Annotated in this window: 14 protein-coding genes; 12 read left to right on the top strand and 2 right to left on the bottom strand. The window is 32.1% G+C overall.

The window, feature by feature from the left end:
• The first annotated feature begins 15 nt into the window (after positions 1-15).
• The 5 genes from glpK (at position 16) to hfq (ending at position 5,672) form a co-directional block, all read left to right on the top strand.
• Positions 16-1,515, top strand: coding sequence for a glycerol kinase GlpK (gene glpK, locus MHI13_RS07045; protein ID WP_017174636.1), 1,500 nt, complete (start codon positions 16-18; stop codon positions 1,513-1,515).
• A gap of 147 nt (positions 1,516-1,662) precedes the next feature.
• A complete protein-coding gene (locus MHI13_RS07040) occupies positions 1,663-3,333 on the top strand; it encodes a glycerol-3-phosphate dehydrogenase/oxidase (protein ID WP_017174637.1) in 1,671 nt (556 codons plus the stop codon).
• Between the two features lie 205 nt (positions 3,334-3,538).
• The gene (locus MHI13_RS07035; protein ID WP_049420543.1) at positions 3,539-4,474 is read left to right on the top strand and encodes an alpha/beta hydrolase; all 936 of its coding nucleotides are present in this window, start codon (positions 3,539-3,541) and stop codon (positions 4,472-4,474) included.
• Between the two features lie 3 nt (positions 4,475-4,477).
• The gene (gene miaA, locus MHI13_RS07030; RefSeq protein ID WP_054105468.1) at positions 4,478-5,476 is read left to right on the top strand and encodes a tRNA (adenosine(37)-N6)-dimethylallyltransferase MiaA; all 999 of its coding nucleotides are present in this window, start codon (positions 4,478-4,480) and stop codon (positions 5,474-5,476) included.
• Positions 5,430-5,672 carry an RNA chaperone Hfq gene (hfq, locus tag MHI13_RS07025; RefSeq protein ID WP_002448741.1) on the top strand — a complete coding sequence of 81 codons (243 nt, stop codon included), beginning with the start codon at positions 5,430-5,432 and terminating at the stop codon, positions 5,670-5,672. Before miaA ends, hfq begins: the two co-directional genes overlap by 47 nt.
• A 190-nt stretch (positions 5,673-5,862) precedes the next feature.
• Here the strand turns inward: hfq and MHI13_RS07020 are convergent, their stop codons facing one another.
• Entirely contained in the window at positions 5,863-6,339 is a 477-nt protein-coding gene (locus MHI13_RS07020) for a glutathione peroxidase (RefSeq protein ID WP_037541002.1), read from the bottom strand.
• Positions 6,340-6,448: 109 nt separating this feature from the next.
• Here MHI13_RS07020 and hflX point away from each other — a divergent pair, with 109 nt between their 5' ends.
• From hflX to glnA, 5 genes are all read left to right on the top strand, one after another.
• Positions 6,449-7,687: a GTPase HflX gene (gene hflX, locus MHI13_RS07015; RefSeq protein ID WP_054105469.1), complete on the top strand. Its 1,239-nt coding sequence runs from the start codon at positions 6,449-6,451 to the stop codon at positions 7,685-7,687.
• 25 nt (positions 7,688-7,712) lie between these two features.
• Positions 7,713-8,951, top strand: a complete 1,239-nt coding sequence (locus MHI13_RS07010; RefSeq protein ID WP_054105470.1) for a methionine gamma-lyase family protein — start codon at positions 7,713-7,715, stop codon at positions 8,949-8,951.
• 140 nt (positions 8,952-9,091) lie between these two features.
• A complete protein-coding gene (locus MHI13_RS07005; protein WP_049379239.1) occupies positions 9,092-10,066 on the top strand; it encodes a tRNA dihydrouridine synthase in 975 nt (324 codons plus the stop codon).
• A 224-nt stretch (positions 10,067-10,290) separates the two neighbouring features.
• On the top strand, positions 10,291-10,659 hold the full coding sequence (locus MHI13_RS07000) for a MerR family transcriptional regulator (RefSeq protein WP_025987220.1): 369 nt from the start codon (positions 10,291-10,293) through the stop codon (positions 10,657-10,659).
• Between the two features lie 20 nt (positions 10,660-10,679).
• Positions 10,680-12,020 carry a type I glutamate--ammonia ligase gene (glnA, locus tag MHI13_RS06995; protein ID WP_017174642.1) on the top strand — a complete coding sequence of 447 codons (1,341 nt, stop codon included), beginning with the start codon at positions 10,680-10,682 and terminating at the stop codon, positions 12,018-12,020.
• Between the two features lie 377 nt (positions 12,021-12,397).
• Here the strand turns inward: glnA and MHI13_RS06990 are convergent, their stop codons facing one another.
• On the bottom strand, positions 12,398-13,423 hold the full coding sequence (locus MHI13_RS06990) for a threonine aldolase family protein (protein ID WP_048681125.1): 1,026 nt from the start codon (positions 13,421-13,423) through the stop codon (positions 12,398-12,400).
• Positions 13,424-13,647: 224 nt separating this feature from the next.
• On the opposite strand from MHI13_RS06990, the gene MHI13_RS06985 reads away from it, so the two are divergent.
• Both MHI13_RS06985 and cls read left to right on the top strand, forming a co-directional pair.
• Positions 13,648-13,842 carry a hypothetical protein gene (locus tag MHI13_RS06985; RefSeq protein ID WP_017174645.1) on the top strand — a complete coding sequence of 65 codons (195 nt, stop codon included), beginning with the start codon at positions 13,648-13,650 and terminating at the stop codon, positions 13,840-13,842.
• Positions 13,843-13,874: 32 nt separating this feature from the next.
• Positions 13,875-15,356 carry a cardiolipin synthase gene (cls, locus tag MHI13_RS06980; protein WP_017174646.1) on the top strand — a complete coding sequence of 494 codons (1,482 nt, stop codon included), beginning with the start codon at positions 13,875-13,877 and terminating at the stop codon, positions 15,354-15,356.
• The last annotated feature ends 129 nt before the right edge of the window (positions 15,357-15,485 follow it).

Here is a 15,485-nt window from a genome sequence, read left to right as displayed (position 1 = left end):
AGAAGGAGAAAAATTATGGAACAATACATCATGTCAATAGACCAGGGCACAACTAGCTCTAGAGCAATTTTATTTGATAAAGAAGGAGAAATTCAAGGCGTTGCGCAAAGAGAATTTAAACAATACTTTCCTAAATCTGGTTGGGTAGAGCATGACGCCAATGAAATATGGACATCAGTATTAGCAGTAATGGCTGAAGTGATAAATGAAAATGAAATTGACCCTGAACAAATTAAAGGTATTGGTATTACTAACCAACGTGAAACTACGGTCATTTGGGATAAGAAAACAGGCCGTCCAATTTATCATGCAATTGTTTGGCAATCTCGTCAAACACAACATATTTGTAATGAATTAAAAGAACAAGGTCACGAAAAAACATTTCGTAATAAAACAGGTTTATTATTAGACCCTTACTTCTCTGGAACAAAAGTAAGATGGATATTAGATAATGTTAAAGGTGCAAGAGAAAAAGCAGAAAATGGGGATTTATTATTCGGAACTATCGATACTTGGTTAGTGTGGAAACTTTCTGGTGGAGAAGCACATATTACAGACTATTCAAATGCTAGCCGTACATTAATGTATAACATTCATGAACTTAAATGGGATGATGAATTATTAGAATTACTAGATATTCCTAAAGCAATACTTCCAGAAGTTAAAGAATCTAGTGAAATCTATGCACATACTAAAGATTATCATTTCTTTGGTCAAGAAGTACCAATTGCTGGTATTGCTGGTGACCAACAAGCAGCATTGTTTGGTCAAGCTTGTTTCGAACGTGGTGATGTGAAAAATACGTATGGTACTGGCGGATTCATGTTAATGAACACTGGTGAAGAACCTGTAACGTCTGAAAGTGGATTGTTAACTACAATTGCTTATGGTCTTGACGGTAAAGTAAACTATGCACTTGAAGGATCAATTTTCGTATCTGGATCAGCAATTCAATGGTTACGTGACGGTTTAAGAATTATTAATTCTGCACCGCAAACTGAAAACTATGCAACACGTGTTAATTCTACTGATAATGTCTACTTTGTTCCTGCATTCGTAGGACTTGGTACACCATATTGGGATTCTGAAGCACGTGGTGCGATTTTCGGATTAACTCGTGGTACTGAAAAAGAACATTTCATTCGTGCAACATTAGAATCTTTATGTTATCAAACACGCGATGTTATGGAAGCAATGTCTAAAGATTCAGGAATTGAAGTAAATAATTTACGTGTTGATGGTGGCGCAGTAAAAAATAACTTTATAATGCAATTCCAAGCAGATATTGTTGATACATCAGTTGAACGTCCGGAAGTTCAAGAAACAACAGCACTTGGAGCTGCTTATCTAGCAGGTTTGGCTGTAGACTTTTGGGAAGATAAAAAAGACATTGCTGATAGATGGAAATTAGAAACAGAATTTAATCCAGAAATGTCTGAAGAAACAAGAACTAAGTTATATAAAGGTTGGAAGAAAGCAGTAGAAGCTACTCAAGTCTTTAAATTAGAAGATTAATTTTTAATTATGGCTTAGTTACAAAGAATATGTTATGATGTAATTAAGTTAATACATTAGTCGAGATTTGAGAGACCTGTTATCATGCAGTATGCTTCTGTGTGTATAGGTCTCTCTTTTTTTAATATAAATTTTGGAGGGTATATTATGGCATTATCTACTTTTAACAGGAACTTAATTAAAAAGAATTTAAGAAATAAAGAATTTGACGTTGTAGTTATTGGTGGAGGAATTACTGGTGCAGGTATTGCATTAGATGCTACACAACGTGGTATGAAAGTAGCTTTAGTAGAAATGCAAGACTTTGCGCAAGGTACAAGTTCTCGCTCAACTAAATTAGTACATGGTGGTTTACGTTACTTGAAACAAGCACAAATCAAAGTTGTTGCTGAAACAGGTAAAGAACGTGCAATAGTTTATGAAAATGGTCCCCACGTAACAACTCCTGAATGGATGTTATTACCGATGCATAAAGGGGGGACATTTGGTAAATTCACAACTAACATCGGGTTAACAATGTATGATCGTTTAGCAGGCGTTAAACGTCATGAACGTAAAAAAATGTTATCAAAACAAGCTACTTTAAATAAAGAACCTCTTGTGAAAAAAGATGGTTTAAAAGGTGGCGGATACTACGTAGAATATCGTACTGATGATGCTCGCTTAACAATTGAAGTGATGAAACGTGCTGCTGAAAAAGGCGCTGAAGTCATTAATCACACTAAATCTACTGACTTCGTATACGATGCTAAAAATAAAGTAAGTGGTATTAAAGTAAAAGATATGCTTACAGGTGAAGAGTATCAAATCAATGCTAAAAAAGTAATCAATGCTGCTGGTCCATGGGTAGACGAAGTGAGAAAGAAAGATTATACACGTAACAATAAACAATTACGTTTAACAAAAGGTGTTCACGTAGTTATCGATCAATCAAAATTCCCATTACGTCAAGCGGTTTACTTTGATACTGAAAAAGATGGTCGTATGATTTTTGCTATTCCTCGTGAAGGTAAAGCATATGTAGGTACTACTGATACATTCTATAATAATGAAAAAACAAAACCTTTAACTAATCAAGAAGATAGAGACTATTTAATTGATGCAATCAATTATATGTTCCCTGATGTACATGTTACTGATGCTGATATTGAATCAACTTGGGCTGGCGTACGTCCATTAATTTTAGAAGATGGAAAAGATCCTTCAGAAATTTCACGTAAAGATGAAATTTGGGAAGGTAAATCAGGATTATTAACCATTGCTGGTGGTAAATTAACTGGATATCGTCATATGGCATTAGAAATTGTTGATTTATTAGCTAAGCGTTTAAAACAAGAATATAGTCTAAAATTTGCGGATAGCAAAACTAAAAATACACCTATTTCTGGTGGAGATGTTGGTGGTAGTAAAAACTTTGAAAATTACGTAAATCGTAAAGTTCAAGAAGGTAAAGCACTTGGATTAAGCACAGATGTGGCACATAATTTAGCTTCAAAATACGGTTCAAATGTAGATAAATTATTCGCAATTGCACAATTAACGAATGAAAAAGATTTAAATATGCCATTAGAATTATACGTTCAATTAGTTTATAGTGTACAAAACGAAATGGTATATAAACCAACTGATTTCTTAATTCGTCGTACTGGTAAATTATACTTTGACATCAATACAGTTAAACAATATAAACAAGCAATTATTGATGAATTAGATAAATTATTAAATTATACTGCTGAACAGAAAAATGAATTTTCTAAAGAAGTTGATGAAGCTATTGAAGAAGCAACACATGGTAATCATCAACCTGCAGAAAAATAAATATAGTTAAAATAGTATAGCAACTGAGATTGGGTAAAAGTACTCAATCTCAGTTTTTTATATTTTGATAAAATTTTTAAATTTAAAGTATATATAACCTATTAAAAAGTAACAAACTATTTGATAACATTAAAGAGTATAGGTATATTAGTAGGAATAGTACGTTGTTAACATACCATTAAAGAAAGAGATTGGAGGCATATCTATGGGGCAAAGTGCTTATAAAATAACTGTAGAAGATGGAACAACTTTAGAAGTTAAAGTAGATAAAGCAAACATAGCGACTTATGGTATTATACATATATTTCATGGTATGGCTGAACATATGGATCGATACGAAACACTTGTTAATGCTTTAACGCATCAAGGCTATGATGTGATTAGACATAATCATAGAGGACATGGGAAAGAGATTGATGAGAAAGAACGTGGACATTACGACAGTATGAATCAAGTTGTTCAAGATGCGTTTGAAATTGCACAAACATTATATGATAGTGAGAAAGGATTACCCTATATTGTATTAGGCCATTCAATGGGATCTATTATTGCACGTTTATTTGTTGAAACTTATCCAAATTTTGCTAATGGATTGATATTAACTGGAACAGGACAATATCCGAAATGGAAAGGAATTCCTGCAAGAATCAGTTTGAAATTAATTTCTATTTTTACTGGGAAGCGCAATCGTTTAAAATGGGTCAATCAACTCGTTTACAAATCATTTAACAAAAAGATTGATCAACCACGAACTGAAAGTGACTGGCTTTCATCACAATCTACAGAAGTTGATAAATTTGTAAACGATGAGTATACCGGCTTTTTAGTTTCAAACCAATTAATTTATGAAACAGTAAAACATATGACACGTACTGCAAATTATACTCAATTAAAAAAAATGAATAAACAGTTACCAATATTGATGATTTCAGGAAAAAATGATCCTTTTGGAGAGTATGGCAGAGGTGTTAAATCCTTGGCCAGAAAATTTAAAAAAGCTGGTATTAAACATATTACGGTACAACTTTATGCAAATAGAAGACATGAAATATTATTTGAAGTTGATCAACAAATGATATGGAATCATATGTTTGATTGGATTCAAAAACAAGTATTGAAAAATAATCAGAGTGAGGCGTAATCATTGCAAGCATCAAAAAAACCTTTTCTAGTAGTTATTGTAGGACCGACAGCTTCGGGTAAAACAGAATTGAGTATCGAATTAGCTAAAAAAATGAATGGAGAAATCATTAGTGGCGATTCGATGCAAGTATACCGTCAAATGAATATAGGTACTGCAAAGGTAACAGAAACAGAAATGGAAGGGATACCCCATTATTTAATAGATATCTTAAATCCTGATGAATCATTTTCTGCATACGAATTTAAAAAAAGAGCAGAAGTGCTTATTGAAGATATTACAAAAAGAGGTAAAGTACCTATTATTGCAGGAGGTACAGGTTTATATATTCAGTCTTTAATTTACGATTATCCATTTGATGATGAAAATGTATCAGTAGAAAAAGAATTAAGAGTAAAAGAAAAATTAGATGCATTAAATCAATTGAATAATGATGACTTACATCGTTACTTGGCATCGTTTGATGAAACATCAGCTAAAGATATTCATCCAAATAATAGAAAAAGAGTACTTAGAGCGATTGAATATTACTTAAAAACAAAAAAACTTTTAAGTTCTCGAAAGAAAGTTCAACAATATACAGAAAATTATGATACATTATTAGTAGGGATTGAAATGTCGCGCAAAACATTATATACAAGAATAAATAAACGTGTTGATATTATGTTGGGCCACGGATTATTTAATGAAGTGAAAGCACTAGTTGAACAAGGTTTTGAATCTAGTCAGAGTATGCAAGCAATTGGTTACAAAGAACTTGTCCCTGTTATAAAAGGAGAAATGGAATTAGAACCAGCTGTAGAATTATTAAAACAACATTCAAGGCAATATGCGAAAAGACAACTCACATGGTTTAAAAACAAAATGAATGTTCAATGGTTTGATAGAGAGACAATGTCACTTCAAATGATGTTAGATGAGATTACAACCCAAATAAATAAAAGGAGTTCTAAACATGATTGCAAACCAAAACATCCAAGATCAAGCACTAGAGAACTTTAAAGCAGAACAAACGGAAATTACTGTATTTTTCTTAAATGGTTTTCAAATGAAAGGTGTTATTGAAGACTTTGATAAATACATGATTAGCTTAGTTTCTCAAGGCAAACAACATTTGATTTACAAACATGCGATCAGCACTTTCACTGTGGATACAGAATCTACTGATTCAGAAGCTACAGGCGAAGGTGAAGAATAAGTTGTAATTAAAGTGCCAAGTTACTGAATTTTAGAGCGTAGTCCACGGTCGAAATGTATACGTAGCTTGCAAAATTCTCATCAATTTTTGCACTTTTGAACAAATAAAGGAAATGTTTGTAATAAAACAAAGCTTCAATATAGAACGATTGTCTATGACATAGTCATCTATATTGAAGCTTTTATTTAATTTATAGAAGTTTTTCAATATCTTTTTCAATTTGAGCAGGTTTTTTCTGAGGTGAGAAGCGTTGAACAATATTACCTTCACGGTCAACTAAAAACTTAGTGAAATTCCATTTAATTTTTTCACTTAACATGCCTTTAGCTTGACTTGTTAAATAACGGAACAATGGATGCTGGTTATCGCCTTTAACGTCAATTTTTTCATGAATAGGGAATGTGACACCGTAGTTAATTTTACAATTTTGATTTGCTTCAGCACCAGAACCAGGTTCTTGACCTCCAAACTGATTGCATGGGAAACCTAAAACAATAAATCCTTGGTCCTTATATTTATTATATAGTTCTTGTAATCCTTCAAATTGTGGTGTAAATCCACATTCACTCGCTGTATTAACGATAAGCATAACATCGCCTTTATATACATCTAATTTATAATTTTCACCATTAGATTTTTGAACTTCAAAATCATAAATATTTTCCATACTATCACCCTTTCAATTTAGCTTTAATTTAACATAGTTTTAGTCGTTAGTCTTTAAACTTGCTCTATGATAGAATATGTAAGACATGTTAGAAAAGGAGATGTATATCATGACTCAGCAACACACTTATGATACAAAGAAAAAGCTAGAAACTGCTGTATTAGTTGGTGTACATGCTCAAAGTGATCATCAATATAATTTTGAATCTACAATGGAAGAATTAGAAGCTTTAGCGTTGACTTGTCAATTAGATGTTAAAGGACAGGTCACTCAAAATAAAGATCAATTTGATTATAAATATTATGTTGGCAAAGGTAAGATTGATGAAATTAAAGCTTTTATAGAATTTCATGACATCGATGTTGTTGTGACAAATGATGAATTAACAACAGCACAATCAAAAACATTAAATGATAATTTGGGCATTAAAATTATCGATAGAACACAGCTCATTCTTGAAATTTTTGCTTTAAGAGCGCGTAGTAGAGAAGGTAAATTACAAGTTGAATTAGCTCAACTCGATTACTTACTTCCTAGATTACAAGGACATGGAAAAAGTTTATCTCGTTTAGGCGGGGGAATTGGTACGCGTGGTCCTGGTGAAACAAAATTAGAAATGGATAGACGTCATATTAGAACACGTATGAATGAAATTAAACTTCAACTTAAAACAGTGGTCGAACATCGTGAAAGATATCGTAATCAACGCGAACAAAATCAAGTGTTTCAAATTGCACTTATTGGCTATACTAACGCTGGAAAATCTTCTTGGTTTAATGTTTTAGCAAACGAAACGACTTTTGAAAAAGATTTACTATTTGCCACACTTGACCCTAAAACACGACAAATACAAATTAACAATGGGTTTAATTTAATTATTTCTGATACCGTAGGCTTCATTCAAAAGTTGCCTACAACGTTAGTAGCAGCATTTAAGTCGACATTAGAAGAAGCGAAAAGTGCTGATTTACTTCTACATGTCGTTGATGCAAGTCATCCAGAATATCGTGCTCAATATGATACGGTTAATCAATTGGTAAAAGACTTAGATATGGATGACCTTCCACAAGCAATCATTTTTAATAAAAAAGATCAATGTTCTGAAGAAACTGATGTACCGGTATCAGGCCATCCGTCTGTATTTGTATCAAGTCGTAATAGTGAAGATAAATTAAAAGTGAAGCAGTTACTGTTTGATCAAATAAAAGCGACTTTGTCATATTACGTAGAAACTGTATCTAGTGAAGATGCAGATAGATTATATTTTTTAAAACAACATACACTTATCGAAGAAATGAAATTTGATGAAAATAATGAAAGCTATATCGTTAAAGGATATAGAAAATAATTATATATAAAGGAAGATAAATTGCATGTCAGATATTCAACACATCGTTTCTAAAGTAGAAGAAACGTTAACACCCTTATTTAAAGAAATTGAAGAAACTGCTTATATCAATCAGGAAAAGGTTCTTAATGCATTTCATCATGTTAAAGCGAGCGAGAATGATTTAGTAGGTTCTACAGGATATGGTTATGATGATTTTGGACGTGATCATTTAGAAGAGATATATGCTCATACGTTTAAAGCAGAAGATGCAATTGTTAGACCTCAAATTATTTCGGGTACTCATGCAATTACATTAGCATTGCAAAGTACACTCAAATATGGCGATGAACTGATGTACATTACAGGTAGTCCCTATGACACCTTACTTGAAGTGATTGGTGTTAATGGTAATGGTATTGAAAGTCTCAAAGAGCATGGCGTGACATATAAAGAAGTTGCATTAAAAGATGGAATGATTGATGTTGAAACTGTTTTAAATACTATTTCGAAACAAACGAAAGTTATTGCTATTCAACGTTCAAAAGGGTATGGACAACGACCTTCAATTACAGTAGATGAAATAGAAACTGCTATTTCTCAAATTAAACAACGATATCCCAATGTAATTATTTTTGTGGATAATTGCTACGGAGAGTTTGTAGAGCGTCGAGAACCAATAGAAGTGGGTGCAGATTTAATTGCAGGGTCATTAATAAAAAATCCTGGTGGTGGATTAGCAAAAATTGGTGGTTACATTGCAGGACGAAAAGATTTAATCGAACGATGTGGTTATCGTTTAACTGCACCTGGTATTGGTAAAGAAGCGGGTGCTTCATTATTTTCATTGCAAGAAATGTATCAAGGATTCTTTTTAGCACCGCATGTAGTGAGTCAAAGCTTAAAAGGCTCATTATTTACAAGTTTACTTCTTGAAAAAATGAATATGAACACAGTACCCAAATACGATGTTAAGCGTACAGACTTAATTCAAACCGTTCAATTTGATACAAAAGAACAGATGATTGCATTTTGTCAAAGTATTCAACATGCTTCACCAATTAATGCACACTTTAGTCCTGAACCTAGTTATATGCCTGGTTATGAAGATGATGTCATCATGGCAGCAGGAACGTTTGTGCAAGGATCCTCTATTGAATTATCAGCAGATGGTCCGATTCGTCCGCCTTATGAGGCATATGTGCAAGGTGGTCTAACTTATGAACATGTTAAAATTGCAGTAACACGTGCGGTTATGAATTTAAAAGAACAGAATTTAATTTAAGTAGTATAACACAATATTCAAAAATAGATAGTAATAAACATAATGAGAGTGAATTTCCTTTTGTATATGGATTTATTTTATGATAATATATCATGGTTAATTATACGAGATACTAATGAATAAGAAGGTTTAAATCAATTATGAAAGAAAATTTTTGGAATGAATTACCACGTCCATTTTTCATTTTAGCGCCGATGGAAGACGTGACAGACATTGTTTTTCGACATGTAGTAAGTGAAGCAGCGAGACCGGATGTATTTTTTACTGAATTTACAAATACGGAGAGTTTTTGTCATCCAGAAGGGATACATAGTGTACGAGGACGTTTAACATTCAGTGAAGATGAACAGCCTATGGTTGCTCATATATGGGGTGATAAGCCAGAGCAATTTAAAGAAATGAGTTTTGGTTTAGCAGATATGGGCTTTAAAGGTATTGATTTAAATATGGGCTGTCCTGTCGCAAATGTTGCCAAAAAAGGTAAAGGGTCTGGGTTAATTTTACGACCAGAAAGAGCAGCTGAAATTATTCAAGCAGCCAAGGCAGGTGGACTACCTGTTAGTGTTAAAACACGTCTAGGTTATTATAATATAGAGGAATGGAAAGAATGGTTAAGACATGTGTTTAAGCAAGACATTGCAAACTTATCTATCCATCTTCGTACACGTAAAGAAATGAGCAAAGTCGATGCACATTGGGAATTAATTGAAGCCATTAAAGAAATGCGCGATGAAGTGGCGCCTCAAACATTATTAACTATCAATGGTGATATTCCAGATAGACAAAAAGGTATGGAACTTGCGACGAAATATGGTATTGATGGAGTTATGATAGGAAGAGGCATTTTCCATAATCCTTTTGCATTTGAGAAAGAGCCACGCGAACATACAAGTAAAGAACTCTTGGATTTATTTAGATTACATTTAGAGTTATTTGAAAAGTATTCAAATGAAGAAACACAACAATTTAAAAGTTTACGACGTTTCTTTAAAATTTATGTGCGAGGTATTAGAGGTGCAAGTGAATTACGGCATCAATTAATGAGTACAGAAACTGTGGATGAAGCTCGAGCATTACTTGATGACTTTGAAGCAAATATGGAAGATAACCATTAATGAAACTTAAATTTTCAAAACTTAACAATAAGAATACGCTATCGTATTGATGTCTTGAAAAATAATTTTTAAATAGTAAAAAGCCTGTAGATAACTGTATCTATGGGCTTTTACGTTTATATGTAAGAAATATTTAATTTTCATGTCAGAAAACCTAACATATTTTTGTATTTCATATTAATCTATGCTAAATTATAGACAAGTTCAAAAGTAGAGGTGAGGTTATAGTGTCTAACGATACAATAAGACGTAATATGGCCGTGTTCTCTATGAGTGTTGTTTGTAAATTGACAGAACTCACAGCAAGACAAATACGTTATTATGAAACACATGAACTCATTAAGCCCGAACGTACCGAAGGAAATAAAAGGTTATTCTCGATGAATGACTTAGAGAGACTGTTAGAAATTAAAACGTTAATTGAAAAAGGTTTTAATTTAAAAGGTATTAAACAAATAATTACAAATAATCAAGGGCACTTAACTACTGATGAACAAGAGACGAGAAAAAGAATGATTGTAGATGCAACTCAGAAACCGCGCAGTGAAGCTTTACCGATAAACCGTGGCGATTTATCACGATTTATTAATTAATAACTTGGAGGATGTCTACCATGCCAAAACATACTTTTACAAAAGAGGATATTCGCAAATTTGCAAAAGAGGAAAACGTAAGATATTTAAGATTACAATTCACTGATATCTTAGGTACAATTAAAAATGTTGAAGTTCCAGTAAGCCAATTAGAAAAAGTGTTAGATAATGAAATGATGTTTGACGGATCTTCAATCGAAGGTTTCGTACGTATTGAAGAATCAGATATGTATTTATACCCAGATTTAGATACTTGGGTTATCTTTCCTTGGACAGCAGGTCAAGGCAAAGTAGCACGTTTAATTTGTGATGTTTATACAACTGATGGTGAACCATTTGCTGGGGACCCACGTACGAACTTAAAACGTATATTAAAAGAAATGGAAGACTTAGGTTATACAGATTTCAACTTAGGACCTGAACCAGAATTCTTCTTATTCAAATTGGATGAAAAAGGTGAACCAACATTAGAATTAAATGATAATGGCGGTTACTTCGACTTAGCACCAACTGACTTAGGTGAAAATTGTCGTCGTGACATCGTCCTTGAATTAGAAGATATGGGCTTTGATATCGAAGCAAGTCATCATGAAGTAGCACCAGGTCAACACGAAATTGACTTCAAATATGCAGATGCAATTTCAGCATGTGACAACATTCAAACATTTAAATTAGTTGTTAAAACAATTGCACGTAAACATAATTTACATGCGACATTTATGCCAAAACCATTATTTGGTGTAAATGGAAGTGGTATGCACTTCAACGTATCTTTATTCAAAGGTAAAGAAAATGCATTCTTTGATCCAAACGGCAAAGATCAATTAACGGAAGATGCTTATCACTTTACTGCAGGTATCTTAAATAATGCACGTGGATTTACAGCAGTATGTAACCCATTAGTCAATTCATATAAGCGTTTAGTACCTGGTTACGAAGCACCATGTTACATTGCTTGGAGTGGTAAAAACCGTTCTCCATTAGTACGTGTACCTACTTCAAGAGGTTTATCAACTCGTATTGAAGTACGTTCAGTTGACCCAGCTGCTAACCCATATATGGCTTTAGCTGCGATCTTACAAGCTGGTTTAGACGGTATTAAAAACAAAACTAAAGTACCAGAACCAGTAAACCAAAATATCTATGAAATGAATCGTGAAGAACGTGAAGCAGTAGGTATTCAAGATTTACCATCTACACTTTACACTGCATTAAAAGCAATGCGTGAAAACGATACAGTTAAAAAAGCATTAGGCAATCACATCTATAATCAATTTATTAATTCTAAATCTATCGAATGGGACTATTACAGAACTCAAGTTTCTGAATGGGAACGCGATCAATATATGAAACAATACTAATCGCTAAGCAAAAAGGGGAAAGACTTAGGGACATAAGGAGTTAAGGCATTTGCCTTAGCTTCTTTTTTATTTGAAAATAATCTATTTTTACTTGACCACTTTCTTCAAAAGTAGTGAATTGGTCAAGTTTTGGTCAAGTAAGTTAAAAAAAAACAGTCTTTATATACTTCTTAAAATTTTCTAGTTTAATTATAGATTGTTTAGCTTTTTTTGTTTTTTCATGTTCGTCTACCACTAAATATTTTTTCATAATATATAGCTCCTATTTTTATTAAATATATCAATAAAACCTATATGAATTATAAAAATATTATGTAAACATAAAAATATAGACCCGAAGTATGTCACCTTAAGGTCTATATTAAATAAGTTTATAATTAAATTAATTCTAAAAGTTTGTCAACATTTTCCTCAGTTGTGGCCCAACTTGTTGCGAATCTAACAACGCGATGTGTATCATCGTATTTTTCCCAAATTGCAAATTTCACTTTACTCTGAAGATCTTTAATCTTATCATCATTTAATACGAAAAACTGTTGATTAGTAGGAGAATCAAAATATACTTTATATCCTTTATTGATAAATCCTTGCTTCATTTTATTCGCCATATTAATAGCATGTCGACTAATATCAAAATACAAGTTATTAGTAAATAATTCTAAAAATTGAATACCAACTAAACGCCCCTTAGCTAGTAGGGCACCATGCTGTTTAATACGTGTAGTGAAGTGTTTAGGTTCATTATTGTTTGTAAATACAATCGCTTCACCACATAGTGCACCAATCTTTGTACCACCAATATAAAAAATATCACAGTAATTAGCAATATCTTCAATTGTGACATCTGTTTCATTACTCATCAAACCATAACCTAATCGGGCGCCATCCATAAATAATGGAATATGATGTTCCTTACAGACTTCTGATAAATTTTTGAGTTCTTCTTTACTATAAAGCGTTCCATATTCAGTAGGATGAGAAATATACACCATACCAGGAAATACCATATGTTCACGTTTGAAATCATTATAAAAAGTTTCAAGATAGGTATTTACTTCTTTAGGTGAAATCTTACCTTCATGAGATGGTACTGCTAATACTTTATGACCACTAAATTCTATAGCGCCCCCTTCATGTACTGCCACATGACCTGTATCTGCTGAAATAACCCCTTCATATGGCTCTAATACAGTATTAATAACAACTTGATTTGTTTGTGTACCACCAATTAAAAAGCGAACAGTGGCTTCAGGACATTGAATCGTTTTTCGAATTTGATCAGCGGCTTGTTTTGAAAATTGGTCATCCCCATAACCCGAAGCTTGAATATAATTTGTATCAATAAAACGTTGTAAAACTTTTGGATGTGCACCTTCTAGGTAGTCATTTTCAAAAGATATCATCGAATTCCTCCCTAACTTCCTTATGCTTATTCTAAACTGATTATTCTGAAAATTTGAATAGAATGTATTTAGTATACACTACCTTTTTAGTAATGTGAATTTAAGAGAATAAAAATAAATATGTAAACGCTTTTAAAAGACGTCCTATTATCATTGCAATTTAGTTGATAAACACATGTAAAAAGACTATGATTTAAATAAATATATGAAATGGAGTGTTATAAATGAGTAAAGTAAAATTTAAAAGAATTCAAGAACAAACAATTGAAGAATTGGAAAATGAAATTAATCAATATTTAGCAAGTGAAGAAGGTCGTCGCTATGAATTATTAAATGTTTCAATTGATAAAATTGAAGAACGCCAATTTCCTAACAATGAAGAAATATTAAGTGCCTTTTTAATATTAGCCGATAAATAAAAGTTGAATTTGAGAAGTAGGAGTTTAGAATTATGATAAGTCTTTTTGGCCCTAAAATTGGCACAATATTGAATATAATTTTAGTGCTTGGATTTTTAGGCAATTTAGTGTTGGCTTTTATTTTAATTTTTTTAGAGCGTAACAGACGTAGTGCATCTTCAACATGGGCCTGGATATTTGTATTATTTGTATTACCAGTGCTTGGATTTATTCTTTATCTATTTTTCGGTAGAACTGTTTCAAAAAGAAAAATGGAGAAAAATAATGGTAAAGAGCTAGATGTTTATAAAGATTTGATTGATGAACAAGCTCATAAAATTGATCATTACAACTATCATACAGAAAATAAGCAGCTACAAAATCATCAAGATATGGCAAGAATGCTATTAAAGAAACAAGATGCTTTTATTACTGAAGACAATAAAATTGATTTATTTATTGATGGTCATGAATTATATGACAAAGTACTCGAAGATATTTATAATGCGAAAGATTACATACATTTAGAGTACTTTGGATTTGAAATCGATGGTCTAGGAAAACGAATTATCGATGCCCTAGAAACAAAGTTAAAAGAAGGTTTAGAAGTTAAATTACTTTACGATGATGTGGGTTCAAAAAATTTAAAACGTCACAAATTTAAACATTTTGAATCATTAGGTGGAGAGGTAGAAGCATTTTTTGCATCTAAACTACCAATTATTAACTTTAGAATGAATAATCGTAACCATCGTAAGATTATTGTTATTGATGGTCAAATCGGGTATATTGGTGGATTTAATGTAGGTGACGATTATTTAGGTTTAGGTAAACTAGGATACTGGAGAGATACGCATTTAAGAGTACAAGGTGATGTTGTAAATGCACTTCAAATTAGGTTTATTCTTGATTGGAACTCTCAAGCACATCGTCCACAATTTGAATATGATGATAAGTATTTTCCTAAAAAGAAAGTACAGGATGGTCATTCAGCCATTCAAATTGGTTCAAGTGGACCTGCATATGAATTACACCAAATTGAGTTTGGATATACCAAAATGATTATGAGTGCGAAAAAATCTATTTATATTCAAACACCTTACTTTATACCAGATCGATCTTACATTAATGCATTGAAAATGGCAGCAAATACTGGTGTTGATGTTAACATAATGATTCCATGTAAACCGGATCATCCATTTGTCTACTGGTCTACATTTTCAAATGTTGCTGAATTGCTTGAATATGGAGTAAAAGTGTATACGTATCAAAATGGATTTATACATTCTAAAATGTTAATGATTGATGATGAAGTCAGTAGTGTAGGTTCATCTAATATGGACTACAGAAGTTTTGTATTGAACTTTGAAGTTAATGCATTCGTATATGATGAACAATTAGCTAAGAAGTTAAAAGAGGCGTATAAAGAAGATATAAAAAAATCTAAACAACTTACACTTGAGAAATATAAAAAACGACCATTATCAATTAAATTCAAAGAAGATATTGCCAAATTATTATCACCAATCTTGTAAAAATAATAAAACCGACAAAGCTTTGTGCTTTGTCGGTTTTATTAATATGACAAATGTCATTTGAAAATAGTGACATTTTTATCTGAAATTATAACTTGTTTGTTGATAAATTATTTATATTAACAAAAG

It is taken from the genome of Staphylococcus sp. FSL K6-0223 (assembly GCF_038008285.1).
This window is presented reverse-complemented; position numbering and strand designations above follow the sequence as displayed.